Genomic DNA, 26,483 nt, shown 5'->3' with positions numbered 1-26,483 from the left:
ACGCCTCCGTTTGCAAGATTTATGAGTTAAAGAAGACCAATTTTTGCTTCAACCAAACGAATCGCTTCATCATCTTCTACCAGAGAAAACATCTTTTGCAGATCAGGGTAAAATACGCGGTCCTCTGTCCATTTGGGCACTTGGTTGCGGATGAGCGCGTACGCCGTGCCAGTTCCCGCGCCATACTGAAGCGGTTTATGAAACTCTAATGCTTGTGCGGCGGTCAGCAGCTCGATTGCGATCACCTTGAAAGCATTGCGAATGACTTGAACGGCTTTAAGCGCTGCCGGCGTTCCCATGCTGACATGGTCTTCCTGAAACGCAGACGTTGGAATAGAGTCGACGGAAATCGGATGCGACAATACCTTATTTTCTGCAACCAAAGAGGCAGCTACGTACTGGGTAATCATGAAACCGCTGTTTAAACCGCCTTTTTCCACCAAAAATGCAGGCAGCTCACTCGTATGCGGATTTACCAGCCTATCGATTCGGCGCTCCGCAATATTAGCGAGCTCCGCTACCGCAATCGCCGTCATATCCATCGTCAATGCGAGCGGCTCTCCATGTGCGTTGCAGGCCGAGATCGAAATGCCGCCCGCTCCGTCATCGAAAATGAGCGGATTATCGGTTGCCGAGTTTAGCTCCATTTCCACGATTTCTGCGGCATGCATCATTTTGTCGCGGCACGCGCCATGCACCTGCGGAATGGAGCGGATGCTAAGCGCATCTTGGATTCTGCGATCCTTGGATTGCTCGCTAATTTCACTGCAAGCAATTAGCCTGCGGAGATTGTCTGCAACCTTCAGTTGCCCTTTAAATGGCCGTACTCTATGAATACGCTCATCAAACGCATAATAGGTGCCTTTTAATGCTTCAAAACTCATCGCCCCTGCGATATCCGCCCATTTTGCCAGCTGCATGCAGTCAAAGATCGCGAGGGCACTAATGCCGCTCATGCACACCGTTCCGTTTACGAGGCTAAGCCCTTCCTTCTCTTTGAGCTCCAGCGTGCTGATTCCCGCTTCCTCCATCGCTTCCGCTCCCAAAAGCAGGCGGCCTTTATAATAAGCCTCACCTAGCCCAATCACGACAAGTGAAATATGAGCCATATGGGTCAGGTAACCTACTGAGCCCTGTGAAGGCACCCATGGCGTCACGTCTTCATTCAGCATTTGGATGAGCGTCTCGACGGTCTCCAGCCGAATGCCTGAGTAGCCTTGCGAGAAATTGACGACCGCCGCAAACAAGATCGCTCGTACTTGATCCGCCTTCAAAGGCTCGCCAACCCCGCATGCATGACTCATCACGACGTTTTTGGACAGCTTCGCCGCTTCTTCACGCGTAAGGCTGACTTTGCACAATTCACCCAGTCCCGTCGTAATGCCGTATACAGGACGCTGCTCGGCTACAAAGCGATCCACATAGCTGCGGCATTTATTGATTTTGGCTTTGACATCCTCGGCCAACTCTACCTTCCATCCCTTTCTCGCGACCGCAGCGACGTCATCTATTCGAATGGTCCTGCCGTCAATTAGGATGCTGCCCATAACGAATCACCTCCAATAACTAGCTATTTCACACGCGGGATGAGGCTTATATATCTGCCGTTTTCCGATACGCAGGCGTCAGTAGATTTTGGATATGGGAAAGTGAAACCTTGCCGATTACCCGATTTTCGAGACCGACTACACCTACGACCTGAACAGCCTCGGCGCCTGTGCGCAGCAAAATATCAAGCACTGCCTTAAGACCGCCCGATTCAGAAATCGTAGGCATGGACGGATTCACATTTGATGTGCTGACTCTCTCCATGGCCGCGCTCACTTGGATGAGGCTGATTTTACGAATCATATCGTCTCCGCCCATTAAGTTCTGGACGAAATCATTTTTGGGATGAAGGATTAGCTGGAGAGGCGAGTCGTATTGAACGACCTCTCCGTCTTTCATAATAATGATTTTATCTGCGAGCCGAAGCGCCTCTTCCACGTCATGCGTGACGAACATGATCGTTTTGTGCAGCTTCTTCTGAATATGGATCAATTCATCCTGCAGCTTGGTTCTCGTTATCGCGTCAATCGCGCCGAACGGCTCATCCATCAGCATAAACGGCGGGTCCGCCGCAAGCGCTCTCGCAAGCCCGATCCGCTGCTGCTGTCCGCCGGAGAGCTGGCGCGGATATCTTTTGCGATATAATGCAGGCTCAAGATGAACAAGCTCCAGCAGCTCATCCGTTCTTGCGCTAATCTTCGCTTTGTCCCAGCCGAGCATCTCCGGAACGACGGCTATATTTTGTTCCACCGTCATATGGGGAAACAACCCGCTTTGTTGAATGACATAACCAATTCGTCTTCTTAGCTCGTTGACCGGTACGTTTTTTGTATCGACACCGTCGATCAGAATATTGCCCGCTGTTTGCTCGTAAAGACGGTTAACCATCTTAAGCAGCGTCGTTTTCCCGCATCCCGAAGTGCCGAGCAGGACGATAAATTCACCGCTATTTACAGTTAAGCTAACATCGTTGACAGCCGGTTTTTCCGTGCCCGGATAAAACTTGATCACCTGTTGAAATTCAATTCCGCTCATCTTGGGTCACCTCCCATAGCTTGCATACCTATTAATTGAGGAATCCATTTTCTTTGAGGAATGCTTTCGCTACATCTTCCGGTTCTTTTTTCGCTTCACCGTCTACTTCCCAGTTCAGAGAGGCCATAACATCATCCGTCAGCAATGCATTAAGCTTGTTCAATATTTCGCCGATCTCAGGATTGTTCTTCAGCACCTCGCCGCGCACTTGCGGAACGGCATGGTAAGGAGGCCAAAGCTTCTTGTCGTCCTGCAGCGAAACCAGATTAAAACCGGCAATTTGACCGTCTGTTCCGAATCCGATCGTGACATCAACCTGCTTATCCGTTAAAGCTTTGTATTTCAAGCCGATATCAAACAATTTAGCTGATTTGAAAACAAAGCCGCCATACGTTTTTTGCAAGCCAGGCAAGCCGTCCTCCCGGTCGCCAAACTCAGGAATTAACGCAAAATTCAGCTCTGGCGCTTTTGCAGACAAATCAGAAAGTGTTTTTAATCCGTATTTTTCCGCAATCTCGGCGGTAGTTACGATTACGTAAGTGTTGTTAAATGGCGTTTGATTGAGCGTATCGATATCAAACTTTTGTTTGTACCCATTCTTTACCGCCTCAAAAACAGCTGTTTCATCATTGACTGCCGCTTCCTTCAAGACATCCTGCAGCGCCGTCCCCGTATATTCAGGGTATAAGTCGATTTCACCGCTTTTGAGCGCTGTGAAGGCCACCTGCGTACCGCCAAGATTAAGCTTCCGCTCGACATTAAAATCCGCTGCTTCCAGTGCCTGTGCGTACAATTCGCCGAGGATATATTGCTCCGTGAAGTTTTTTGATCCAATTTTGATCGTGGGCTTATCCGCTGATCCGCTACTTTTGCCCGAATCGCTACAGGCTGCCAAACTAAAAGCCAAACCTAATACGGCACCAGTCAAAATCAGCTTTTTGAACATATTTTTCATACCCCTTCACTCTCCTCTGTTTATTGACCCATTTTCGGGCTCGTTAATTTTTCAATCCGGCCAAATATCGAATCGCCTGCAATCGCAAGCAGACAAATCGGTACCGCGCCCACCAGCAGCATCGAAGGTTTTGCCAGCGCAATGCCGTTGATAATGAAATCTCCAAGCCCGCCCCCTCCGATAAAGGCAGCTAGCGCTGCTCCCGCTATGACCTCAACCGAGGCTGTTCGTATGCCCGTAATAACGACTGGCAAAGCGAGCGGAAACTCGATTTTCCGAATAATTCGGAGCTTATCCATGCCCATGCCCTGTGCGGCTTCTATGATGTTTTTGTCCACTTCCTTAAATGCAACGACCGTATTGATAAGAATCGTCGGGAAAGCAAGAATCGTTAAAGCAATTAGTGAAGGCGTGAAGCCGACTCCCACATAAGGCATCGTAAGCGCTAATACCGCTAGGCTTGGAATGATTTTACCGAGATAAAACACGTTCATTACGACCATAGACAGCTTATTTCGTTTAGATAAATAAACCCCAAGCGGTACGCTTATGAAAATACTTATCGCAAGTGCAATCACGCTTAGCGAAAGATGAATCTTCAATGCTTCCCAGAAAAGCTCCGGCTTGCTCACCAGATAATCGATCGCTTCTTTAAAAACGTTCATTTCTCAGCCGCCTCCATTCACCTTGTGTTAAGACTCACCCTTTTTTCAATGAATCGGAACGCCAAGTCTGTTGCAACAACAAGCACCAGAACCGCCACAGTGCCTGCTATGATTTTGCCGGAATGATCTTGATAAATGCCTTCGAAAATCAATTTTCCGAGCCCTCCCGCATTGATGAAAGCAGCAATCGTCGCAATCCCAATCATAGATACCGCCGCGATGCGGATTCCCGCTACAACTACCGGCAGCGCTAGCGGTACGAAGATCTTGTAAATCATCCGCCATTTGCCCATGCCCATACCGCGAGCCGCTTCCACGATGGAAGGCTCGATTCCTTTGACCGCGACAACCATGTTTCGCACCAGCGCCATCTGGGAATAGGCGATTAGGGCAATTGCGGCCGGCTTTACGCCAAGCCCAAGGAAGGGGATCAGCAACGCGAATAATGCGATGCTCGGAATGGTATAAATGATGCCCAGGGCGCCTAGAACGGGGGATTGTGCTTTGGCATACCTGGAAATGACGGCCGCAATTAAAGCAGCAACAAAAATAGAAATAATTAGCGAAAGAGATACGAGATAAATATGTTCGATTAATAGCTCAGTCACCTTATCAAGATGTTCAAACAAATATTCCATCCGAGCCTCTCCTCTCTAGGGCTGCAAATCAATAGTTTAACATGTCATATTTAGTGACATAGAACCTCCGTTTCTCAGTTATTTTTCGTCCGATGTAAGATTACTTCACACCTATATTATAGAATTGAAAACGCTTTCAATCAATGGACAAAGTTGCTTACCACTAGCACAATCTTGCTGTGCGATAGTCGGAAGGGCTGCAGCTCATTATTTTTTTGAAGGTACGCGTAAAATAGTTCGAGTCCTGGAAACCGACCAAACCCGCAATCTGCTTAACAGACATCTCAGTCATTTCCAAGTAATAAACCGCTTTCTCGATCCGGATTTTGTTCAAAAAATCAATAACGCTAACGCCTACTTCCTTCTTGAATAAATGGGCTAAATGATAGGTGCTTACATAGCAATATTGTGCTATATCTTCCAAGCTTATTTTGTCTTGGTGGTATTCGAGAATATGATTCATCGCTTTGCGGATAATCGGGGATACGTTCAATTGGTTTGCTTTTACAATTTGCTCGGCAAGCATTCTCCAATAGTCACATAGTTTATTAACGAAGTTGTTATAGCGGACGGTGCTGTAAAGACTTTGAATCATCCTAGCGTTTTCAGATAAAATAATAGAGACGTCCCCGCCAGTTTCAAGGACCATGCTCGATAAAGACATGCTTAGCTCTATCGCAGCGGACTTGAACATGTCGATGTGGAACTTATAGGTTTGCGCTATTCTAGCCAGCAACATTTTCAAATAATTAATAGAGCCCTCAATATCGCCAATTCGAACACGGGCAAGCAGCTCCGTCTTTTCTTCTTGGGAGACCGCCTGCTCCGCTTGCAAATCGACTTTTTTACTTTTTTCATAGAAATAAATAACGCGATTGCCTTGAAAAAAACGATCGACAAGCGACTCCTTCGCCTCTTCAAAGGACCGATAAAGCATATACGGGCTTTCATAATAAGAGCCGATTCCCGCTGACACAGAGAAGCCTTGCGAATCAACCAGCCCTTGAATTTGTTGTACATTCGACAGTAACTTCCTCTTTAATGATGGGCTTTGCTGACTATCCGAGGCAAGCTCCAGCAGCAACGCTAAAATCCCTTCCTCAATCCACACCCAAAGGAAAGGCTCAGATATCGTCTGATAAACAGCTTTAACCAGCTGCTGTCCAATTTCCGTTTTCCACGTTATAGATTTATCTATGGCAAGCTCAGGGTAACGATCCATCGAGATCAAAATCGCTAAATGCGGCGTAACTTGAATGCCAAATTTCTGCTGAACTTCTTTAAAGCTGCCTTCATGAACGAGCGTTCCGGAAATGAGAAGCTGTGAGAATGCCGCCTCCGTCGTTACCAGCATCATAAAGACACCCTTCCTCTGTGAAATTACCGCAATTTTAACCTTCGCCGCAGCATTCGTCAATTGTTGATTATGTCCAGCTCTTTATCACAGACTCGTAAGTCCCCTATCGCTTTGTGGTAAGCTTAAAGAGCGGTTAGCGAAAAATGATAAGCGAGGAGAACAACGATGACGAGAGATAATAAGAAGCTTGTAGTAATCACAGGCGTAAGCAAGGGACTTGGCCGCGCAATGATCGATGAGTTTATTCAAGCGGGATGGCTTATCGCAGGCTGTGCTAGGTCACGGGCCAATATGGATTCTCTTCGAAGCGAATATGGTGACGAGCATGACTTTCAAGCAGTTGATGTTTCTAACGCAGCGGAGGTTGCGGAGTGGGGAGAGCATATCATACTGCGGTATGGCGCTCCGGATCTTTTGATTAATAACGCCTCTATCATTAATGAAAACAAGCCTCTATGGACGGTATCCGCCGAGGAATTCACATCCATTATGAATATAAATGTGCATGGGACGGTAAATGTCATCCGCTCCTTTGTCCCGTCAATGGTCGAGAAGCGAAAAGGCTGCATCGTTAATATAAGCTCTTATTGGGGGCGCTTTGGCGAAGCTGATGTAGCGCCTTACTGCGCTTCTAAATTTGCGATTGAAGGATTAACGCAATCATTAGCCAAAGAACTGCCGCAGGAAATGGCAGCCGTCGCTCTCGATCCCGGCGACAGCATCGATACCGCTATGCTACGCTCCTGTTCACCTGAATCTTCAAACTACGCACCGTCGCCAGAATCTTGGGCATGGACTTCGGTCCCTTTCATAATCGGAATTAACTCATCGGATAACGGAAAATCGCTCGTGTGTCCTTAGCGTAGGCGTGTGACCCGCAAAAAAAGCGATATGACTAATTCGCATAAGCATCGCTTATATCGAAGAAGTCATATCGCTTTTCGCACACATCATTTTCCAATTACAAACGAACGGCCGTGCCGCTAACAGCGACCATAAGCATGCCCTCGCGCACAACCTCGTAATCAATATCGATAGCGACGATTGCATTAGCTCCCAGCCTTGAAGCTTGGTTTTTCATCTCATCAATCGCAACGTCGCGAGCTTCTTTCAGCTTGCTTTCATATGCGCCGGAGCGTCCTCCTACGATGTCCGTAATCGACGCAAAAAAGTCGCGCACAACATTGGCTCCCATTATAGCTTCACCTGTAACGACTCCCACATACTCCTGTATAGGCCGTCCTTCGATTGTTGGTGTAGTTGAAATTAGCATCGCTTAGCTCCTCTCGCTTCATCATGAAGCGTTTCATATGGTTTTCTTTTATTACGGAGCAGCCTCGCAAGATGTTTCACTTATTTGCTTTCAAGCTCCTTCATCGTTAAATTCAAAACCTCATCTGTTTTCGTTTGTATCGTAATGCTGACCCGGACACCAAATTCAATCGCATCCTTGCGAAGCCATAACACAAAATTCTCCTCTGCTTGTTCCTCTGACAATTTGGTTCTGCCTACGTATTTATAGTCAATAATGGATGCGTTAACATACGTTTTGGACGTCTCCTCCATGGCCAGCTTCCCCCACTTGGCATAGGATGGCTCTGCATGTAAGGCAGCCCCTTCCGTTGTCATTACCTCAGAGTGAGCGAGGCTAAGCAACACGAATACGGCCTTCATGACGATATGACGCAGCATTTCACCGACCACCTGTCTTTTTCAAAGTGTTGGTATTAGCGTCACCTTCTTCGTTTCGTCCTATTCATAACCTTCAAATCAACGGCATAATATGCCTTTTATCAAATTCTTAAGCCCAATTTATAGGGATAAGTGCCCTTTTTTCGATTTAGGCATATTGTAAGGTATGATAAAAAGGAGGCACACCATGATACCAAATCAGCCCTATGTGCAACAATCGGCCGTTACGCCGGATTACTACCAGCAAATGCAAACGAGTAATAAACAGCCCGAAATAAATAAACCAATTGAAAATGAAAGCATCGAAAAATCCCAATGCCACTGCTGCGTGGATCTAAGCCAGCTGCATCATTTCCACTACATGCACCACTTACATCCGATGTACGATTATCACCACATGCATGATTTCCATCCTATGCATGACTTCCATCCTATGCACGATTTTCATCCGATGAACGACTACTACCCGATGCATGATTTTCATCCTATGAATGACTTCCATCCCATGCATGATTTCCATCCTGACATGCATGAAGGCTGGGATCCCCATATGTACGATGATCATCATCACCACCCTCATGAAGGAGGATGGGAGTTCTCTTCCATCGATTACCATCATGAATGGTTCCATCCATGGGTTCATCCGCATCATATGCATCATATGCATCATCCTCATCATCCGCACTTTCCAATCGTTTGTTTTCCCGCTGGAAAAGGTCAAACCGAATAAAGGGGTTATCGAAACCCTTTATTCAAACCTAAAAGGACAGAAGGATTGCCACACTCCTTCTGTCCTTTTTCTACCCGCTAGTATGCCAAACTTCCTTCAAGTCGCGAACGGCATCTGCAATAACCGACCGGAATCTGAATAAGGCTTGTATGTCCGAGCGCTGTCATCCCATACAGCTCATCGCTCCCTATTGCATCAAAACCGAGCAATGGGCGCCCGCCCATTTGGGAAGCGGTTGTTGCAAGCAGCAGTCGTTGTACAAGCATCCCCGCCTCCATCTGCTGGATTCGATATCCGCGATAACCCAGCTGAGCATGCAGATGGTTCCTATCTCCTGCGATATGGAAGCATAGCGGCACTTGATACAAATTGACGTTGTCCATCGACATTCCGTCCTGCAGCCATGAACGGTGGTCGCCAGCGCGAACCTGCCGCAACGCATGCTCTGATTCGTCATAACGATAGGCGCCGTCGCTGATGCCTTCCACGCCGTAAAAGCTTCCGTATAGAAAAACGCGAGCCTCCGGTCTAGACAGCGAACCGTCCAAATCATTGCGGTACGCAAAAGATGACATGACCTCATTTAACAGCGTGGCTGCACTCAACTGACCCACCGGTCTCAATTCGAATTCATTTTCCGGCGAATACCGTTCTCTTAGCACGGAAGCCAGATCATAAGTCAGCCTGCTTGCTTCAGGAAGCTTAATAGCAGCCACTTGGTGTTGAGCATGCTTTTCACCTACATACTGACGAGAAGACCGCAAGCAGTCCAGCATCGATGCTTCGTTCATCTTAATGAGCTTCGGGTATTCCAATACTCTCTTTGAACGCATATAGTGCTCGGGCTGGATCGACCCAAGCTCCCTGCATAAATCATTCGCATTAATAAGAGCTTCACCGTTATCCTCATTCTTATCGTTAAACCATTCCATTTCTGTTTCCGCTGACAGCGGAATAACCGCATACACGCTCTCTTCCCGCTCTGATAAGCCTAATAAATGATTAACGGCACGGTCCAAAAACTGAAAGCAAACACCCGTCTCAAAACCAAACCGTTTGGTTGCCTCCAGCAGCTGTCCGATGAGCAGACCGGAATCCAGCCCCTGCAAACGGTATGAGAAATTGTTGTACTTAAAGTAATTTTTCCAAAACATCGTAGACACAAAAGCTGCGCCAAAGCTAGCGGATATGTCGCAGCGATTGCCAAGCGCCTTTCTTAGATAGTCGTCAAATTGGCCTTCCCGCAGCAATATCAATCGATGATGCGCAGCATCATAATGATAAATGCCGCTAGGCAGCTCCTCCAGCTTCAAATAGAGATATAGCTCGCTAGGATACAAACCCCCGCCTGATGGGACGAAACGTCTGCAAACCTGCAACGTGTCTCCCCAATCCTCACCCGCCTCCGGCCCAAAAACAGATTGGCTTAGCCGTGTAAGCCCAAACGTATACCAAAGAAAGTGACCTAGCTCCCGAAGCTTCGGTTTTGCAATAACGCGCGCCTCCGTAAGTGAAAGCGGCACCTCTGCAGAGAGCGGAAAAGTCGGCAAGCCCCTGTAAAGCTTATACGGGAGAGGCGCGTCATCCCAGTCGATCTCCCAATCGCTTGATTTCGCCTTGTCTGGGTCGAACTGCAATTCATGCAAAAAAGCCTTTAAGCTCATCCCTTCTCCTCCTAAAGACTTTGCTACGTAGCTTTAGACCAGACTCATGGGAATGGGTGCGGGTGCAAATTAAGCTGTTCGGGTGCAAGCGGCTGCTCCGCATACCCAAGTTCCGCGGGCACTTGGAGCACCCGCTCCAAACCTGTCAGGCGGACAAGATGTTGTCCAAACGTCATGGGCAGCATGCCCGGAATCAATACCTTCACACAATGAAGACCATTTCGCAGCGTCTCCGGTGTCGTCTGGTCCACTACGATAACTTCCAGATTCCGTTCACGTAACGAATGAAGAATATCCTTTAAGTCCTCAGTCAAATCCGCATGCCTCACTCTTGGTTGGAACTCCTCTGCGAAAGTACGAAGAGGACGGCCGTTTTGGAGTAAAAAATGTAGTCGATCCTCCGCTTGCTTTAAGCTGTACAGCATGGAATGATCATCCATTTGCCGAACTAGGAGCGGATCATGGAGCATTTGCTCGTATTGCTCCCGATTCTCCTCCAATTTCTCGTTCAACGACAGCATCATGCCCGAGAGCTCATGAATCGCGCCTTTTGCCGCACGCACGGGATCCGGATGGGCGCCTGCTGCGCAAATCAGATTCACGCCTTTATCCGACCTGTTTTTTGAAATCGCCCACACGCTTGGAATGCCATGCTCCATCGTCGAATTAAACAAATGGATATCGTAGCCGGCAACCTCACGCAGACGCTCGATCATTAAATTCAATTCAAGATCTCCGGCGGAATAGGGATCTAGAGGGGTAAGCTGCAGCTGCGCATACCAGGTCATCAGAAACGAATCACGTTCTACCACTTCCATTATGCCGTAAAATATAGCTTCCTCTAGGCTTCCGCCTAATGCACATCCGTTCGAGGTTTCATAAACAAAACCTTGGCCGCAGCCTGAGCTATAATAAGCAAGCAGCTCCGGCACAAGGATAGGGCGCTCCTGCAAAAAAGAATAGCCCCAAACCCAGTCGATTGGCCTGCTGGGGTCAAATGGCCGAAAAGGGAAGTCGGCACTATCGTACATCCCCTTCTCATGCACTCCTACCCGCACGGGATTAAGCGCTTGATCTTTCAAATGTCGATAGCTGTCATGAACGGCTGTTTGCTTCCCCCTTGGCGACATGCCGCAGTACCGCTCCAAGCCTTCTAGAATCGCCGTCATCTCGCTGTCCGCATAGGAATGGGTACGCCCAGCGCAGCCTTCATCCCCCGAGAACAACGGCAGATTGATGCTTGAATCGGCAAATGGCGAAGAGAGATCGATCATTTTGCCATTCAAAAATCCCGTCCGAGCATCCATATAGTCATCCGCCAGCACCCCTTTAAGCTCCGTCATCGAGCGGCTTCGGTAGCTGTTTTCGCTGACCTTCGGACTTGGCTGGAGCGCTATGCGAGACGAGCTCACAGAATCCTCCGTTATCCGTCCGCATAACGGACAAAGCGGATCCGGCAAGAAAAAATGCGAAGAGCTATTCAAGGTTTGAAGATGGATGAACATGAGCCGATTTTCCGTTAGTGCGTATTCGCCAGCCAGCACTCTCCGAGCTTCCGATGCAACCACTTGCGCCATATGCAGAAGACCTAAACGAGAGGACCATACATCAGGAAAAGTCCCGCCTTGCATAAAATGGCGCTGCTGAATCTCCCACATTTCCTTCCGGTCGTTTCCCGCCATTAGGCGCCGAAGATCGGCGCACTGCGAGCATCCAGCCACTCCCGGAACGACCAGCGGCCCGATCAAACCTTCGCCGAACGAAACGAAACCGCGCAGCCAAGGAATGCCGGAGCGCTGGAATACCTCTTCCGCAGCTAGATGATCCGCGGGGTTATAGCCATCATCCAGCACTAGCGCCAGCGCAGCGGTGACCGGTACCTCAGTTGAGAGATCCTTTTGCCTTACAATTTGATGGTCTTCCCATAATTCGCCGCAAACAAAATCTGCGAGCTGGCCTTCTCCAATAACTGCCAACAATGCGCTCACCTTTCATCCTCCTCCCTAAGCGACACGCCGAATGCGCCGGCAAGCTCCTCTTTTAGGAACGTCTCTACCGTTAGATCATAGACGACAATACGCTTGCGATTTTTTTGCAATAAAGCAAGTGCAGCTTGTAAAATTTCTCGATGAGCAACAGTATCGCTAGCTGGAACTGAGAAATCCTCTATAGAAGCGCCTATCACACTTACAGAAGACTTTCTGATCGCATTTTCCGTTTCGAAAGCCGCTTGGTTTTGGATATCCAGCAGCGCTTGCTGCAGCGATCTGCGCAGCGCCCTCGTCCGGTTAAAATCAACCGCGCCATACCAGCGGTCTCTTGTTCCAACCCAAACGACTGGGAAGCCAGACAATGCCTCGCCAAAGCCAATCGCAGGCGCTCCTTGCATCGTTGTTAACGCATTTATATAATAGCGGCTGCGTTCATCGTCCACTTGGCTTACGTTTGTTAAATGAACAGAAGGTTCGCTCGCCTCGAACATTTTTTCAAGTTCTGCAGTCAAGCATGTTTGCAACGCCCGGCCAATACCCTCGGCAATCGTTTCGCCCGCTCCCACGCCAACGAATTCATTTGGACGAGATCCGTCAAGATCACCGCTTCCCTCCCGTTCCGTATTTAACAGCACATCCGTCATTCTCGATAAGTAGGCTTCAATTCCGGCAAGGCCAGCTTCCCTCCGCGCTTCCTCATGGTTAATGCCATTGCGTATGATTGCTGGAAGCACCTCTGCCGGGCCTGCCGACAGCGGGTCAACCGCCTGCGCACGGCACTGTGACAGTGGAAGCTGGCGCAGCTCGCCCTCCTCCCATTCATGAAGAATACCTGTTTCACTAGAGGTTAAACCGCTAAAGTAAGTGATCAATCCCGTCGGCAGCTTCTCTTCGGTCTTCCTTTCCAGCAGCAAATTCAAATTTTCTATCCTTTCGCCAGCTGGTCGACTACCTGCCAGCGGATGAGGGAGGAACGCGTGCCAGCCCCCTTCCAGCGTCTCCAAATTAAGCAGGAATAGTTTGTTTTTTAAAGCGGATGCAGCAACTTCTGTAGCTGTTTTCAGCCATTCAAAGACGATTACGTTCGCGAGCATCGCTTCTGCTGTTGCGGAGACAACGTGGTGCCGCGACTCCTTTTCAACAGCATGCTGATGGAGCCTGCGCCATGCCGATTCAAAGTCAACATCCGAATCGGGCTGTATGAGCGGACCGGCTATTCCTGCTTGCTTCAGGATCACGGCAGGCAGCAGCACCTTATTTTCCGCTTTGCATATCGCCTGCAGAGCTTTTAATCGCGGCATGCCACCCTCACCCGATACCAGCAGCACTGCATCGAACGGCTGCACGACCGACTGCCAATCGATCTCCCGATCCTTTTGCCATACGATCTCGTCCAACTTAACATCACCGTCCACCTGGCGGGCATGCTCCGCAAGCTCCGATATTCGCTCGCGATTAGTCGATTCCGGATTCGTATCCAGCATTTGAATTTGGGTCAAACCAGACTCCAATAAGGATCTGATTAAAGATACCAAAAAAGGGCCAGACCCAACGGCGAGTACGCTTGACTGGCGAAAACGCTGGAACCTGTACGCGCCCGAACCTTCAAAGCTGTCCAAAAATTCGATTTGAGAAGCATATTTCTTAAGCACACTCTCTTGCAGCTGATGCGGCACGTCCTTGCTTACATCCCTGACGTAACCGTTCGCATATAGCGTCTCCGCGATTTCATAGACATGCTTTTGGTATTGTTCCGGCAATCCTTCCGTCAATTCAAACATCGAATGCTCACCGTTAAATACGGGCATCAGCTTTTCAATCCACTGGTCGATCGTGCTGCCTTCCATTCGAAATGACCCAATATTGTTTCGAAAATAGACGCTTCCGTCAGAGCTTGGGAGAAAAAAAGTATCCCCTCTTACTTTAAGACGCATAGAAGGATCCAAACGCCATTCCTCCTTATCGTGAATTATGCAAAACAAACAGTTCAACATTACTTCTTTAAAGGTATGTAAGGCTATTTGTCCGTCATGCTAGATCTTATATAGAAAAAAAAGAGAGCCCCTGTCAGCTGAATCGCTTACAGGAGCGCCCTCATTTTCTCATTCATTTGCCTTATTTAAAATGCATTAGCGACAGCGTGCACATCCTCCGCAACGAGCACAGCCACCGCAGCGTGCGCAGCCCGCGCAACGAGCACAACCGCCACAGCCGCCGCAGCCGCCGCAGGAACAGAAGCCGATGCAAAAGCCAATACAAAAGCCGATGCATAGCCGTGAATTGTTAGGATCAACTTGACCTTGGCCGCCATTTGGCGTCATTCCGCTTGTTTTGTACGGGTCAATATTCAAATTTTGCAGATCATTCTTAAACTCATTCATCTCAGTAGCCTCCGTTATGTGTTATGATTTTTTAAGCGGTTAGACAAGAATGAACAACTGTATACCAAGCAGCTCAAACTGGCCATATGCCGCAGATCGTTCATGACATATACGTATGAAATTACCTCCGCTAGTGTTACTGATTCATCCGCCTAGATACGGAAATCATGCCTATTTTCAATCGCAAGCAAAAAGGCTGCCTTCAAGGTCATTGACCTTGAAAACAGCCTTTTATTACGCCTTTAGGCATAAATCACTCACTCTTATTCTTGTTCGACTGCGCGAGTTTTCTTCTTGCGGTTCAAGAACTCGTAAACGACAGGCACGATAATGAGCGTGAGCAGCGTAGAGCTTGTTAAGCCGCCGATAACGGTAACCGCCATCCCTTTGGAGATCAAGCCGCCGGATTCAAATCCGAGCGCAAGCGGAAGCAATGCTCCAACAGTAGCAATCGCCGTCATCAAGATCGGACGAAGGCGCGTACCCGCTGCTTCAATCAATGCATCGCGTACGGACAAACCTTCTTTCTCCTTCTGAATAACGCGGTCTACGAGTACGATCGCATTCGTTACGACAATTCCGATAAGCATCAGCGCTCCGATCATTGCCGTCACACTGAGTGTTTCGCCAGCGATGAGCAAGCCTACCAATGCGCCGATAATCGTAAACGGCAGGGAGAACAAAATGGCGAATGGCGTTAATGCTCCGCCAAACGTGATGACAAGCACTAGATATACAACCGCAATTGCGGCAAGCATCGCTAGACCAAGCTGTGTGAACGATTCATTGATTTGCTCCGTAACGCCGCCCATATCGATGTCAATGCCAGCGGGCAGTTTAGTATCGTCTATCATCTTCTGAATTTCCGCAGATACTTTCCCTACATCGGATGCCGTTACATCAGCTTTGACCTCAGCGTAAATGCGGTCATCACGTCTTGTGATCGTGTTAGGCGACTCGCCTTCCTCGATTGTCACAACATCTTTAAGCGCAACTTCTGTACCCATTTGCGATGTCAGCTTCACATTTTCAAGATCCGCTTTATCTGTATAGGTTTTGGCTTCAACTTTCACATACACATTAAATTGCTCGCCGTCCTTTTCAATCGTCGTCAGCACTGGACGTTCATGAACGGGACTCAGCGCCATCGCGATTTGACCAGCCGTTAGGCCGTTTTGACTTAGCTTTTCTTGATTAGCTACTAAGCGGTACTGCTCATAGGTTTCGGATAAGCTGGAATCAATATTTTTCAAATCCTTGTTGCCTTCAAGCTTCGTAATTAAATCATCAACAACGGGCTGAAGCGACTTCATATCCGGTCCGTATACGAGCATGGATATTCCCGATCCGCCAAGACCGCCGCCTGCAAAGTCTTGCTGCTTCCATTCGCCTTTGCCGCCAAGCTCCTGCAGCAGCGGTACTATTTTTTCTTTCTCTTCCGTAAATCCAGCAAACTTCTCGTCATAGCTCAGGTTGAACAACGCTTGCTTGGACGCTCCCGGGCTGAATGGATTTTGTCCGCCAACCGCATATTGCACGACGTTGATGCCTTCGCGGCCCATTAATTTATTTTCAGCGTCCAGTGCCATTTTCTCAACTTGCTCGCGTGTTTCGCCTGGTGCAGGGTTGTAGGAAACGACCATCATTTTTTGCTCGTCGCCAGCGATGAAGCTGGTGCCGATTACCGGAATGAGGAACAAGCTGCCTACAAGAAGGAGAACAGCCAATCCAAAAGCGACCAGCTTGTGGTTTAGCGACCAGCGAAGCACGCTTTTGTACCATTCAGCCGTACGTCCTGGCTTATCATGATGCGCTTTGCCTGGCTTCAATCCTTTGCGGAACATCATATGCGCCAGCATTGGAACAACGGTAATGGCAACAAGAAGTGATGCAAGCAGTGCGAAAACGATTGTTAATGCGAAGGGAAGGAACATTTCGCCAATCATGCCAGACACAAGTCCGAGCGGCAGGAATACTGCGATCGTTACGACCGTAGACGCCAAGATCGGTATGAACATTTCCTTCGTTGCATCGAGAATCAAGTCCTTGCCTTTCAGCTTCTCAGTAGAGAGCGCCATCCTTCGGTAGACGTTCTCGATAACGACAATCGAGTCATCGATAACGCGCCCGATTGCAACGGTCATTGCGCCTAGCGTCATAATGTTTAACGTAATATCCATTTGTCCGAGAACCAGAAGTGCAATCAGGATAGACAGTGGAATGGATACGACTGCAATGATCGTGGAACGAATGTCACGCAAGAAAATCATAATGATGATAACCGCGAACAATGCTCCGATAATCGCTTTGCTAAGCATCGTATGAACGGAATCCTCGATTGGCTTGCCTTGATCAAGCGTCGTTACGATGGACAAGCCGGCATTTTTGCTTTCCAGCTCTTTGATTTCGGCTTTGACGTTGTTTACGACATCGACCGTATTCGCATCGGCCGATTTCACGACGTTCAAGCCAATGGCGTCCTTGCCGTTCGTTCTGGAGATCGATTCCGCTTTGCCGACAATGCTGATATCCGCAATATCGCTAAGCTTGACGCCCGGGACGATGATTAAATTTTTCAAGTCATCCTCACTGGAAACATTTCCGTCAACGACGATCGCTTTCTCCGAATCGCCAAATTCATATATGCCAAGGGGCACCGATATGGCCGAGGCTTGAATGATGCCTTTCACCATGTCCTGCGTTAATCCGATTTGTTTCAGTTTGTCCGCTTTGAAGGCAAGCTCGCCTTCCATGACGTTTTGCCCGGACAATTGAATGCTGGCTACGCCATCAATACCTTGCATACGAGGCAAAATATTGTTTTGCACTTCCTTCGTAAGCTGCTCCAAGTTCATTTTGTCGTTAGATAAGCTAAGCGACAATACCGGGAAAGCATTCAGGCTGATACGGGATACAGAGGGATCCTGCGCTCCATCTGGGAGCGATATCTCAGCTAGCACATTTTTCACTTCTGCAGCCGCTTCATCCATATTCGTCTCATACGTATATTCGATGACGACCGACGAAGCATTCTCATAGGACGTTGAGCTAACTACGTTAACGCCCTTTAGATTGCGCGTGCGCTGTTCAATCGGTTTCGTGACCTTCTCCATAATTTCTTCCGGCGCAGCGCCAGGATATACCGTTGTGACGCTAACGATCGGAACGGTAATATCCGGCAATGTTTCCATTTTCATATTCATACCCGAATAAAGTCCCGCGAATAAAATAAGAAGCGTTAGAATCCATAATGCAAATTTGTTGTTAAGCGAAAATCGGATAATACTTTTCAATAGGTTCCACTCCTCGTTTTCTATCTACCTTGCTTGCCTTGCTAAACTTTAAAGCGATAGCCCACTCCCCAAATCGTCTCAATATACTGAGGCTTAGATGGATCATGCTCTATCTTCTCGCGCAGCCTCCGAATATGGACCGTAACCGTTGCTGCGTCACCGTTGGAATCAAGTCCCCATATCCGCTCAAACAGCTCTTCCTTCTCGAATACCCGATTCGGATGAGAAGCGAGCAGCAGCAGAAGCTCGTATTCCTTCGAGGTCAGCATCGCTTCCTGTTCATGAATCATAACTCTGCGCGAGAGCTTATCGATAAATAAGCCGCGAATGCGAATATGGTCGCCTCGCTCGCCTTTATCGCCAGTGAGCCGTTCATATCGAGCCAAGTGTGCTTTCACACGAGCAACGAGCTCGCTTGGGCTGAATGGTTTGGTCATATAATCATCAGCGCCGAGGCCGAGGCCTCTAATTTTATCGATGTCTTCCTTTTTGGCTGTCACCATTAGTACTGGAATATTGACTGACTGCCTGATTTGACGGCATATTTCGAAACCGTCAATTTTAGGCAGCATCACATCCAAAATAATAAGGTCAAACTTGCCTTCTAAAGCTTTTTGCAGCCCGATATCGCCCCTCCCTTCAATATGAACGGAGAAGCCGTAGCTTTCCAAATAATCACGTTCGAGCTCGGCTATGGCCTTCTCGTCTTCAATAATTAGTATGTTCTTCATGCTCATCCACCGTTTTAACAGTTGTCGATCTCGGCAGCTTCAGACAGAATCTGGCCCCGCCATGCTCTGCATTCTCTGCCCATACGACACCGCCATGCCCTTCAATAATTTGTTTGACAATCGCGAGGCCAAGGCCGCTTCCTCCTGTTTCCGAGTTTCGCGATTGCTCAGCACGATAGAATCGATCGAAAATATACGGCAAGTCCTCAGCATCAATTCCAGGACCTGTGTCTTCGATCTCGACCAGGGCGTATTGCCCTTGCTCCTTCACTCTGACTTTAATTTCCTTGTCTGCGAGCTCGGATTCCTGACCCATATATTTGACGCAATTATTCAACACATTAGTGAGAACGCGGCTGAGCTTATCAGGATCTGCGGCGATCAAGATCGATTTCGCGTCATCCTCCGAATAGAGCAGTTTTACGCCCGACTTGTCCAGATCAAAGCGCTGTTCTTCCAAAAAATGCGCCATATAACGGCCGATATCGATGACTTTGAAATCAAATGCGACGGTTTGGAGGTCGAGCTTCGAGAAGAGAAAAAGCTCATCGATCAATTGGTCCATATCCGTTGCCTTCAGATAGATCGTCTCCATGTAACGCTTGCGCATGTCATCCGTATTGGCAATGCCGTCCATTATGCCTTCGACATAACCTTTGATAGCTGATATCGGCGTTTTTAAATCATGTGAAATATGGGAGAGCAGCATCTTTCGGTTCTCTTCATATTGCAAGCTTTGATCGATGGATTGCTGCAGCCTCACTCTCATTTCTTCAAAAGCGATGCTTAGCTGTCCAATTTCCCCTTTGGTCGTCGCTTCAACCTTATGTGACAAATCACCATCCTTTATTTGCAGCGCCGCTGCTTCCAGCTTCTTAATCGGACGAATAATGCTTCTGGATACAAAATAGGTAAGCAGAAGGCTTGTTAATCCAATCAGTGCCAAGCCTAATACATTGCTTGCGGGTCTCCAATGAATAGGAACGGTGTTCTTTCGCCTAAAAAGCACCACCTTGCCTTCGCTTCCATCCGGATAAACGAAATGCATCACATTGGTTTCGAACCGGAATGAATGAAAGGTCACCGTCTCAGGCGGAAGGTCCAGCAGCTTTTGCCAATTTTGCCCCAGGTCGAGATTTTCGAGGAAAGGCGCAATCGATATGATTTGCCCATCCTTGGAAATCAAAAGACCAGCCCAAAGCTCTCCGAGCCTTTCTTGGATGTCAGTCAAATACTTCTCCTTCTCCAGCTGTCCTGAATCATTCTTTAACACATAAGACAATTCGCCGAAGACGAGTGCTTGTTGATAGGGCTCCTTGCGCTCATTTTCGAAATATTGACGGACATCCTCTTCCCCACGTGCGTAAAAGACGAATACTACAAATACAAGCATAATAATGAGAGGCACAAAAATCATGGCTAAGTAAGACATGTAGAGCTTCACTCGAATCGACAATCCCGTTCACGCCTCGCTTAAACTTTATTGTTGAGTCTATGGTTAATCATAAAGGGTATTTCTAAACGAACTAGGAACCATTTCTTACAAAATTATTACGTTTGGTTGGAATTAGGTTACATTTGATTAATGCGGCATATATTTAATGCCATAAAAAATTTAATGGATTAAATTAATTGGATTTACTTCTTCCGCGGCTTAAATACGTGCTCGCCACAATGACAGCAGATAATATCCAGTGGTATACAACCCAGACGGTTATTGAAAACTCCGACTGATAGAAGAAGAGTTTATAGCCGACAATAATGACAAGCAGCAGTAGCGCATATAGAATGCCTAACCTTTTTTGCCGACTCTGGACCGCCATTTGCAGCATTGCGGTCACATACAAACCAACAAATGCAGATGTTATCGGCGCAACAACCCAAATACTGATGGAAAAGAAGTTGCCCGAGAAAAGGAGTTTGCCTAAAAACAATACGAATGTGATGGAAATAGCAAGTCCCCATTGTAAATAGAAGCCTCGTGAGTAGTTATGTTTTTTATTCCGATCCCGTTTCTTATACCAATTCAGATAGCTATACATGAAATATAAACCAGGAACGAATGCGCCAAGAACCGACAACGACAGCTGGAGGATATGGTAAACATGATCGCCAAAGATCATGCTTTGCAAAACAGGCAGTCTTAGCACAAAATATCCGCTGCTATGCGTAAAATGATCTAAAAACACATGCGAATAGAAACCGATAAACAGCGATAATAAAAAGAACAGCCGCTCAGCTGTTGTCGCCATTTTCCAAGGGCGATTCAAGTAAGCGGCAAATTGATTGACACCACGGGCGTTTGGCAGCATCGCAGGCAGTGCAGGTTTTATGATGCGGTGAAATGCAAACGCAAGCGCTACACAGATAGGTAGCGCAAGCAAAAAGAAGCCCGAAAAGGAATGGCCGATGGATCGAAACGGCTGCATGGCGATAAAGTATTCCAAATCCGGCGCCATACTGCCAAGTATTAAGCCCGTTAGGCTTAAGGAAGGAATCCCTTTCTTAAGCGGCGCTGCAAACAAGGGATGCGATAACGTAAACGGCATGCTTTAGTTACAGCTCCTTCTATTCATTTAGCGTACCGAACTTCGGAAACGGCCAAATGCGGAATATTGCTTTTCCTTCGATGCTTGACCTTGCGATCGGACCAAGCTCCCTGCTGTCCATACTATGCTCGCGGTTGTCCCCCATGACGAAGAGCTGCCCCTCTTCTACCTTGAATGGTACCGCTATGCTGCCTGCAAAGGTTTGGCCTTTGACATACTCCTCTTTAATTTTTTCACCGTTTATGTAAACCTCTCCATCTTTCATGTCAATCACATCGCCAGGCAGGCCTACTACTCGTTTGATTAGGCGCAGCTCGCTCTCAGGACCGCTAATAATAACGATATCCCCATGCTGCGGCTCATGGAAGCGATAGGACCACTTGTCCTCTATTAATCGTTGTCCCGCTACAAGCGTATTTTGCATGGATACGTTTTGAACTTCCGACTGCGCATATACATACGTCTGGAACAGCAGTGCTACAACAATCGCAATGCTTAGCGATACCGTCCATTCTCTAAGCTCTTTGACCCATTTTTTTGTTTGACGCTTTTCTTTTTCCATCAACATTCACCTCTTCAATTATTGGTTGCTATAGGCTGTGATCTTAGGAAGTTCTTTGCTTAATACGCCGATGGAAGGTGAAAGTTTCCCAAATGGGCGCGATTACCTACAAAAACAACAGTGGCAACATAGGCTGCTTTGCGCTAAAGTGAAGCAGAAAGGGGATGTTTTACGGCGATGAAACCAATCACAGCTGCACAAAGGTTGCTTTTTACGACGATTACGATTTTATACTGGACTTCTATGTACGTATACGTGCCAACTCTATCGCCTTACCTAAGCGATCGGGGATTTTCATTGCCTTTTATCGGCATCGTGCTCGGAAGCTACGGCTTCGTGCAGATGTTCGTCCGTTTTCCGCTCGGCATCCTGTCGGATCGGTTCGGGAAACGCAAGCCGTTCATCGTGCTTGGAATGTTGACTGCAGCCATCAGCTGCTTGTTGTTTCTTATACCAGATCATTGGCTATGGCCGCTTGCGGGCAGGCTGATGGCAGGCGTTTGCGCTTCCACCTGGGTCGCGTTTACCGTGCTGTACGCCAGTTATTTTGGCGCGGGGCAAACCGGCCGTGCAATGGGCAATATTAGCGTCATGACGGTATCTGGCCAAATGATCGGGATGCTGCTCAGCGGCTGGTTGAGTGACGGCTTTAACCCGAACGCCCCTTTCACTGTCGGGGCGGCAATTGCTGCAATCGGATTGCTGCTTGCTTTCATGTTGAAAGAGCCGAGCACCGAGCAGCGTGATCAGCCAGGGATGTCTTTTGCAATGATCAAAAGTGTTGTGAAAACAAAGACGCTGCTTCAGGTATCGATGCTGTCCATTCTCGCTCATGGCGTACTATTCATTACGATGTTTGGCTTTACGCCGCTCAAAGCGGAAGAAATGGGAGCGGGCGGACTTAAGCTGACGATGCTCGTATTTGCTTTCATGCTTCCCCATGCCTTCGCTTCACTCGTAACGGCAAGGTGGTTTACGCCTCGGTTTGGCTATTGGGGCACCATTGGCACTGGCTTTATTTTGAGCACGATATGTACGGCTGCCATGGTTTTTGCGGACTCGTTCGGCGTACTTGTCATGACGCAGGCGATTAATGGTTTTGCGCAAGGGCTGCATATGCCCCTTTTGCTCGGACTTGCCATTCGTGACGTAGAGCTTCCCGGACGCGCGACCGCCATGGGCTTGTACCAAGCACTATACGCAATCGGCATGTTCTCGGGGCCATTTTTAGCTGGATGGTTGAATGAAAGCTGGGGCCTCAACGGCGGCTTTCTGTTTGGCTCTCTACTCGGAGCAATGGCATTTTCACTTGTAGTGGTATGGTACATGGCGGAGCGTAAGTCGTCTCGGCTTAGCATTGCGAGCACCCGCTCAGAGGAGTTAAAAGGATGACAAGGCCACAGCTTGTGCTTGATATTGGCGGCGTCCTTGCGACAAACCTGTCCCCTCTCTTCTGGAAGCTGCTTGCAGCTGAAGCCATCGTTTCCGAGGAAGAGCTTTATGCGGCGTATAAGCAGCAAATCAGCGAGCGTTTATGGATAGGAGAACTATCAGAGGATCAATTTTGGGTTTGGGTCAAAACGTATACGCCGCGCCTTGGCACGAAGCAGGCTAGAAAGTTTATCGACAGCAGCCTGCAGCCGCTGCCTGCGCTTGCGAAAGTAGCCGAGTGGAGCGAGATTGCCGATGTTCATTTGCTGAGCAACCATCTCCCAACATGGGTAGAGCCTATCGTTAAGCCGATCCTGCCTTATTTGAAAAGCGTAACGATTTCAAGTGAAGCTGCGTCCAGAAAGCCCCATCCGGATATTTATGCGAGGACAGCCGCCTATTTGCCTTCCGGAAGCCATGTGTTATTCGTCGATGATCAAGCCAAAAATTTAAAACAAGCAGCGTCGCTTGGCTGGCGAACGCTGCTTGCTGATGAAAAAGGTGAATGGGTAGCTTCCATAATCCCGCTTCTAGAGAAAGGCAGCCAGCAGCAATAAAATGATGCCGCTTGCCGCGGCAATACTGAGCAGCCACGCATCTGACCGGCTGAATTTGAGACGGAAGCCATAGGATGGCTTCCGCTTTTTGTAGCCAAAGCCTCGCGCCTCCAAAGCATCTGACATTTGCTCCGCGAGCCTTAGGATAGAACGCATATACGGGATTAGCACCGAAAGAATCATTTTGAACGGCACCTTCTTCAGCGGCGTAGACGCTTTCCCCCTCGCATGCGCGAGCTTCGCAAACCGCTCCCACTCCCCTGTAAGCAGCGGAATAAACCGAAAAATAAGCGTAACGACAAGCGCAAACGAATGGATCGGCATACGCAGCCTGCTGAGCCAGCCAAGTGACTGCTCAATTGCGCGCTGCAGCCGGTAAGGCGACATCAGCTTAAGCAGCGGCATCCCGAGCAGCATAATAAGCAGCAGCTTGCCGAAACGGATCGTGATAGGCCATACCTTCTCCCAATCAAAGGAGAGCGGACCAAAACCGACTCCCCCAACTACGCAAAAAATAACGATCATGATGGCATATGCCCGGATGATCCGATTCCACGGCCAAATAAGCGCTCGAAAAGGAAATAATAGAGATAGCGTTACGAGTGCGGCAAGCGTTAGCTCCACAAATGTTTTTTGGGCGAGAACGCTTGCCGCAAGAAATAAATAGACAAGCACAAGCGCGCGCGGATCAAAACGATCGGAACGAAGAAGTGCAGAGCTCCCCGCTTGGGCTCCCGCATGCAGATGTGCCTTGTCGCCGCTGCGCTCTGGCGCTTCCAACTCATGTTTGTCTATCGTTAGTTGTTCTTTAGCCGGATTCCGATTTAATTGCTTCAAAGCTACTTGTGAGCTGCTTGTTGAGCGCTGATCCGCGTCTGCGCTCGTTCGCCGCTCCAGCTCCGCTGCCAGCGCCGCCGCAACCTCCCGCGGCGCGGGCCATGGCGCCCCGCCGCTCGGCGCCGGCGCTTCCGGCGGCAAAGCCGCCGCCGCGCGCAGCTCCGCAAGCGCGCGAAGCGCCTGCGGCGCCGCTGCGGCATGCGCAATCGCCGCCGCAGGAGCCGCTGCGCGGACCGTGCCGCCGCTAACCACGGCGACCGCGTCCGCCAGCGGCAGCAGCGCGTCGAGGTCGTGCGTGGCTACGACCGCTCCGCGCCCCGCCGCCCTATGCGCGTCAAGCACCGCGCACAAGCGGCGTATGCCGACGGCGTCAAGCCCCGCCGTCGGCTCATCCAGCAGCAGCCATTCCGGCTCACATGCCAGCAAGCAGGCAAGTGACAGCCGTCGCTGCTGCCCGCCGCTGAGCGTCCACGGATCACGCGTCAGCAGCTCCTGGTCCAGACCCGCATCAGCGAGTGCCCGAAGCAACCTCTCTTCGGCAGTTGCGGCATCCAGCTTATATGGTTTAAGAGAGTAAAGCAGCTCATCCCGAACGGTAGCGGCAAACCACTGCGACTCGGAGCTTTGCATCGCAATGCCAAACTTAAGCGCCACCTTTTGATTAAGGCGTGTTCTGCGATTGTCCCTCAGCCATAGCGATTCGTCGCCAAGCTCGATGTCTCCCTCCTGTATGGAGCGAATTCCCGCCATCGTCTCGAGAAGCGTAGATTTCCCCGCTCCATTTCGTCCGATCAGCAGCGTAATCTTGCCCGCTTCAAAATGCATATCAACATCGCTGAGCAGCTTTTTCTTATCCGCTCCGTCCGCGATGACACGAACGCCGCTAATCTTCCAATCAGCGCTCATATCGTGACACCGCCTCTGTCAGCATGTCAGCCGTAAACGGAAACGGACGCAGCTTCACGCCCTGCTCCTCAAGCTCCCATGCCACTTGCGCGGCATAAGGAGCTTCAAAGCCTAGCTCCTCGCACAAGCTGTCCTTTGCGCCCTTGCCGCTTCTTGCAAACCAAGCGTCAGCTGCTCCATCGAATACGACAGAGCCTTCATTCATGGCAATAATTCGGTCGCCGCCCTGCAGCTCCTCCAGCTTTTGCGTGATCCAGATAATCGTCACGCCGCTTTGGTGCAGCTCCCTTACTTGCGCAAGTACAGCGCCCGCCGCCTCAGGGTCCAGCATTGCCGTAACCTCATCCAGCACGAGAAGAGGAGAGCGCATCGCCAAACAGCCGGCAATGGCAACCAGCTGCTTCTGGCCGCCTGATAACGTTTCAATCGGCTGATTCATACGCTCTCCAAGTCCCGCTCTTTGCAGCGCTCGCTCCGCTTCATAGGCAATAACGGCAGACGGCAGCTCATTTTGCTCTAGCAATAGAACAACGTCCTCCCAAGGCGTCGCTCCAATCATAGCCGCTTCCGGCTGCTGCATGACGATCGGAATCGGCTTGCCTTGCGCAGCTGTCTGAATGTTTCTAATGACTTGTCCAGCCGCGCCTGCAATTCGGAAACCAGCAGCCGCCTTTGCTAACGTGCTCTTCCCGCTTCCGTTTCGTCCAAGCAGAGAGATCCATTCCCCATTATGTATCGATAGCGTTACGTCTCTAATGATAGGCTGCAGCTTTTGTCCTTCCAGCATGACAGGCGGCGTAACCGTAACCTGCTTCATTTCAATTTGTGTCTGGTTCCATTGCTCCAAAAAAATTTCACCCAACCTCTTCCCCAAAACGATTGGCTATGCTACAATTCGATTTGTTAACCTAAATTAAATATAAATGGTTAACATTAAAATCGCAAGTACATAAAGGAGTCG

The 26,483-nt window shown here is 49.0% G+C and carries 23 protein-coding genes; 4 read left to right on the top strand and 19 right to left on the bottom strand.

The window, feature by feature from the left end:
- Nucleotides 1-26: 26 nt before the first annotated feature.
- The 6 genes from hutH to A7975_RS03505 all read right to left on the bottom strand — a co-directional run bounded on the left by hutH (nucleotide 27) and on the right by A7975_RS03505 (nucleotide 6,198).
- Entirely contained in the window at nucleotides 27-1,547 is a 1,521-nt protein-coding gene (gene hutH / locus A7975_RS03530) for a histidine ammonia-lyase (RefSeq protein WP_065384131.1), read from the bottom strand.
- Nucleotides 1,548-1,593: 46 nt separating this feature from the next.
- A complete protein-coding gene (locus A7975_RS03525; RefSeq protein ID WP_065384130.1) occupies nucleotides 1,594-2,583 on the bottom strand; it encodes an ABC transporter ATP-binding protein in 990 nt (329 codons plus the stop codon).
- Nucleotides 2,584-2,614: 31 nt separating this feature from the next.
- Nucleotides 2,615-3,538 carry an ABC transporter substrate-binding protein gene (locus tag A7975_RS03520; RefSeq protein ID WP_065384129.1) on the bottom strand — a complete coding sequence of 308 codons (924 nt, stop codon included), beginning with the start codon at nucleotides 3,536-3,538 and terminating at the stop codon, nucleotides 2,615-2,617.
- 20 nt (nucleotides 3,539-3,558) lie between these two features.
- Entirely contained in the window at nucleotides 3,559-4,203 is a 645-nt protein-coding gene (locus A7975_RS03515; RefSeq protein ID WP_065384128.1) for an ABC transporter permease, read from the bottom strand.
- Between the two features lie 17 nt (nucleotides 4,204-4,220).
- Nucleotides 4,221-4,841 (bottom strand): ABC transporter permease, encoded by a 621-nt coding sequence (locus tag A7975_RS03510; protein WP_053375819.1) that lies wholly within the window; start codon nucleotides 4,839-4,841, stop codon nucleotides 4,221-4,223.
- 163 nt (nucleotides 4,842-5,004) lie between these two features.
- Nucleotides 5,005-6,198 carry a response regulator transcription factor gene (locus A7975_RS03505; RefSeq protein ID WP_065384127.1) on the bottom strand — a complete coding sequence of 398 codons (1,194 nt, stop codon included), beginning with the start codon at nucleotides 6,196-6,198 and terminating at the stop codon, nucleotides 5,005-5,007.
- Between the two features lie 165 nt (nucleotides 6,199-6,363).
- On the opposite strand from A7975_RS03505, the gene A7975_RS03500 reads away from it, so the two are divergent.
- Entirely contained in the window at nucleotides 6,364-7,059 is a 696-nt protein-coding gene (locus tag A7975_RS03500; protein ID WP_065384126.1) for an SDR family oxidoreductase, read from the top strand.
- A gap of 100 nt (nucleotides 7,060-7,159) precedes the next feature.
- On the opposite strand, the gene A7975_RS03495 is transcribed toward A7975_RS03500, so the two are convergent.
- Both A7975_RS03495 and A7975_RS03490 read right to left on the bottom strand, forming a co-directional pair.
- The gene (locus A7975_RS03495; protein ID WP_053375816.1) at nucleotides 7,160-7,471 is read right to left on the bottom strand and encodes a YbjQ family protein; all 312 of its coding nucleotides are present in this window, start codon (nucleotides 7,469-7,471) and stop codon (nucleotides 7,160-7,162) included.
- An 80-nt stretch (nucleotides 7,472-7,551) separates the two neighbouring features.
- Complete coding sequence (locus tag A7975_RS03490) at nucleotides 7,552-7,890, bottom strand: DUF3889 domain-containing protein (protein WP_053375815.1); 339 nt, start codon at nucleotides 7,888-7,890, stop codon at nucleotides 7,552-7,554.
- Between the two features lie 187 nt (nucleotides 7,891-8,077).
- Here A7975_RS03490 and A7975_RS03485 point away from each other — a divergent pair, with 187 nt between their 5' ends.
- On the top strand, nucleotides 8,078-8,620 hold the full coding sequence (locus A7975_RS03485; RefSeq protein WP_065384125.1) for a hypothetical protein: 543 nt from the start codon (nucleotides 8,078-8,080) through the stop codon (nucleotides 8,618-8,620).
- A 77-nt stretch (nucleotides 8,621-8,697) separates the two neighbouring features.
- Here the strand turns inward: A7975_RS03485 and A7975_RS03480 are convergent, their stop codons facing one another.
- The 9 genes from A7975_RS03480 to lepB form a co-directional block, all read right to left on the bottom strand.
- On the bottom strand, nucleotides 8,698-10,284 hold the full coding sequence (locus tag A7975_RS03480; RefSeq protein WP_065384124.1) for a SagB family peptide dehydrogenase: 1,587 nt from the start codon (nucleotides 10,282-10,284) through the stop codon (nucleotides 8,698-8,700).
- Between the two features lie 44 nt (nucleotides 10,285-10,328).
- A complete protein-coding gene (locus tag A7975_RS03475; protein ID WP_065384123.1) occupies nucleotides 10,329-12,272 on the bottom strand; it encodes a TOMM precursor leader peptide-binding protein in 1,944 nt (647 codons plus the stop codon).
- Nucleotides 12,269-14,221 (bottom strand): putative thiazole-containing bacteriocin maturation protein, encoded by a 1,953-nt coding sequence (locus A7975_RS03470; RefSeq protein ID WP_065384122.1) that lies wholly within the window; start codon nucleotides 14,219-14,221, stop codon nucleotides 12,269-12,271. Before A7975_RS03470 ends, A7975_RS03475 begins: the two co-directional genes overlap by 4 nt.
- A gap of 183 nt (nucleotides 14,222-14,404) precedes the next feature.
- The gene (locus tag A7975_RS03465; RefSeq protein WP_231637633.1) at nucleotides 14,405-14,596 is read right to left on the bottom strand and encodes a hypothetical protein; all 192 of its coding nucleotides are present in this window, start codon (nucleotides 14,594-14,596) and stop codon (nucleotides 14,405-14,407) included.
- A 323-nt stretch (nucleotides 14,597-14,919) separates the two neighbouring features.
- Entirely contained in the window at nucleotides 14,920-17,949 is a 3,030-nt protein-coding gene (locus A7975_RS03460; protein WP_065384121.1) for an efflux RND transporter permease subunit, read from the bottom strand.
- 41 nt (nucleotides 17,950-17,990) lie between these two features.
- Nucleotides 17,991-18,680 (bottom strand): response regulator transcription factor, encoded by a 690-nt coding sequence (locus A7975_RS03455; RefSeq protein ID WP_065384120.1) that lies wholly within the window; start codon nucleotides 18,678-18,680, stop codon nucleotides 17,991-17,993.
- Entirely contained in the window at nucleotides 18,658-20,136 is a 1,479-nt protein-coding gene (locus tag A7975_RS03450) for a sensor histidine kinase (RefSeq protein ID WP_053375807.1), read from the bottom strand. Before A7975_RS03450 ends, A7975_RS03455 begins: the two co-directional genes overlap by 23 nt.
- 172 nt (nucleotides 20,137-20,308) lie before the next feature.
- Nucleotides 20,309-21,229, bottom strand: coding sequence for a DUF4184 family protein (locus A7975_RS03445; protein ID WP_065384119.1), 921 nt, complete (start codon nucleotides 21,227-21,229; stop codon nucleotides 20,309-20,311).
- A 19-nt stretch (nucleotides 21,230-21,248) separates the two neighbouring features.
- Nucleotides 21,249-21,791 carry a signal peptidase I gene (lepB, locus tag A7975_RS03440; RefSeq protein ID WP_053375805.1) on the bottom strand — a complete coding sequence of 181 codons (543 nt, stop codon included), beginning with the start codon at nucleotides 21,789-21,791 and terminating at the stop codon, nucleotides 21,249-21,251.
- A gap of 177 nt (nucleotides 21,792-21,968) precedes the next feature.
- On the opposite strand from lepB, the gene A7975_RS03435 reads away from it, so the two are divergent.
- On the top strand, nucleotides 21,969-23,183 hold the full coding sequence (locus A7975_RS03435; RefSeq protein WP_065384118.1) for an MFS transporter: 1,215 nt from the start codon (nucleotides 21,969-21,971) through the stop codon (nucleotides 23,181-23,183).
- Nucleotides 23,180-23,779, top strand: coding sequence for an HAD family hydrolase (locus A7975_RS03430; protein WP_065384117.1), 600 nt, complete (start codon nucleotides 23,180-23,182; stop codon nucleotides 23,777-23,779). The genes A7975_RS03435 and A7975_RS03430 overlap by 4 nt, the downstream gene beginning before the upstream one ends.
- On the opposite strand, the gene A7975_RS03425 is transcribed toward A7975_RS03430, so the two are convergent.
- Nucleotides 23,753-25,522 carry an ATP-binding cassette domain-containing protein gene (locus A7975_RS03425; RefSeq protein WP_065384116.1) on the bottom strand — a complete coding sequence of 590 codons (1,770 nt, stop codon included), beginning with the start codon at nucleotides 25,520-25,522 and terminating at the stop codon, nucleotides 23,753-23,755. The genes A7975_RS03430 and A7975_RS03425 overlap by 27 nt on opposite strands.
- Complete coding sequence (locus A7975_RS03420; protein WP_141680186.1) at nucleotides 25,512-26,369, bottom strand: energy-coupling factor ABC transporter ATP-binding protein; 858 nt, start codon at nucleotides 26,367-26,369, stop codon at nucleotides 25,512-25,514. Before A7975_RS03420 ends, A7975_RS03425 begins: the two co-directional genes overlap by 11 nt.
- Nucleotides 26,370-26,483: the final 114 nt, after the last annotated feature.

Origin of the sequence: Bacillus sp. FJAT-26390 (assembly GCF_001682865.1) — a bacterium.
Classification (GTDB): Bacteria; Bacillota; Bacilli; order Paenibacillales; family Paenibacillaceae; genus Pristimantibacillus.
The sequence above is the reverse complement of the archived record's forward strand: the minus strand, read 5'-3'. Positions and strand labels throughout refer to the sequence as shown.

What these genes read in the sequence shown, in the direction of transcription:
- hutH (WP_065384131.1), bottom strand. Translation starts at nt 1,547, where the DNA reads ATGGGCAGCATCCTAATTGACGGCAGGACCATTCGAATAGATGACGTC.
- A7975_RS03525 (WP_065384130.1), bottom strand. Translation starts at nt 2,583, where the DNA reads ATGAGCGGAATTGAATTTCAACAGGTGATCAAGTTTTATCCGGGCACG.
- A7975_RS03520 (WP_065384129.1), bottom strand. Translation starts at nt 3,538, where the DNA reads ATGAAAAATATGTTCAAAAAGCTGATTTTGACTGGTGCCGTATTAGGT.
- A7975_RS03515 (WP_065384128.1), bottom strand. Translation starts at nt 4,203, where the DNA reads ATGAACGTTTTTAAAGAAGCGATCGATTATCTGGTGAGCAAGCCGGAG.
- A7975_RS03510 (WP_053375819.1), bottom strand. Translation starts at nt 4,841, where the DNA reads ATGGAATATTTGTTTGAACATCTTGATAAGGTGACTGAGCTATTAATC.
- A7975_RS03505 (WP_065384127.1), bottom strand. Translation starts at nt 6,198, where the DNA reads ATGATGCTGGTAACGACGGAGGCGGCATTCTCACAGCTTCTCATTTCC.
- A7975_RS03500 (WP_065384126.1), top strand. Translation starts at nt 6,364, where the DNA reads ATGACGAGAGATAATAAGAAGCTTGTAGTAATCACAGGCGTAAGCAAG.
- A7975_RS03495 (WP_053375816.1), bottom strand. Translation starts at nt 7,471, where the DNA reads ATGCTAATTTCAACTACACCAACAATCGAAGGACGGCCTATACAGGAG.
- A7975_RS03490 (WP_053375815.1), bottom strand. Translation starts at nt 7,890, where the DNA reads ATGCTGCGTCATATCGTCATGAAGGCCGTATTCGTGTTGCTTAGCCTC.
- A7975_RS03485 (WP_065384125.1), top strand. Translation starts at nt 8,078, where the DNA reads ATGATACCAAATCAGCCCTATGTGCAACAATCGGCCGTTACGCCGGAT.
- A7975_RS03480 (WP_065384124.1), bottom strand. Translation starts at nt 10,284, where the DNA reads ATGAGCTTAAAGGCTTTTTTGCATGAATTGCAGTTCGACCCAGACAAG.
- A7975_RS03465 (WP_231637633.1), bottom strand. Translation starts at nt 14,596, where the DNA reads ATGACGCCAAATGGCGGCCAAGGTCAAGTTGATCCTAACAATTCACGG.
- A7975_RS03455 (WP_065384120.1), bottom strand. Translation starts at nt 18,680, where the DNA reads ATGAAGAACATACTAATTATTGAAGACGAGAAGGCCATAGCCGAGCTC.
- A7975_RS03445 (WP_065384119.1), bottom strand. Translation starts at nt 21,229, where the DNA reads ATGCCGTTTACGTTATCGCATCCCTTGTTTGCAGCGCCGCTTAAGAAA.
- lepB (WP_053375805.1), bottom strand. Translation starts at nt 21,791, where the DNA reads ATGGAAAAAGAAAAGCGTCAAACAAAAAAATGGGTCAAAGAGCTTAGA.
- A7975_RS03435 (WP_065384118.1), top strand. Translation starts at nt 21,969, where the DNA reads ATGAAACCAATCACAGCTGCACAAAGGTTGCTTTTTACGACGATTACG.
- A7975_RS03430 (WP_065384117.1), top strand. Translation starts at nt 23,180, where the DNA reads ATGACAAGGCCACAGCTTGTGCTTGATATTGGCGGCGTCCTTGCGACA.
- A7975_RS03425 (WP_065384116.1), bottom strand. Translation starts at nt 25,522, where the DNA reads ATGAGCGCTGATTGGAAGATTAGCGGCGTTCGTGTCATCGCGGACGGA.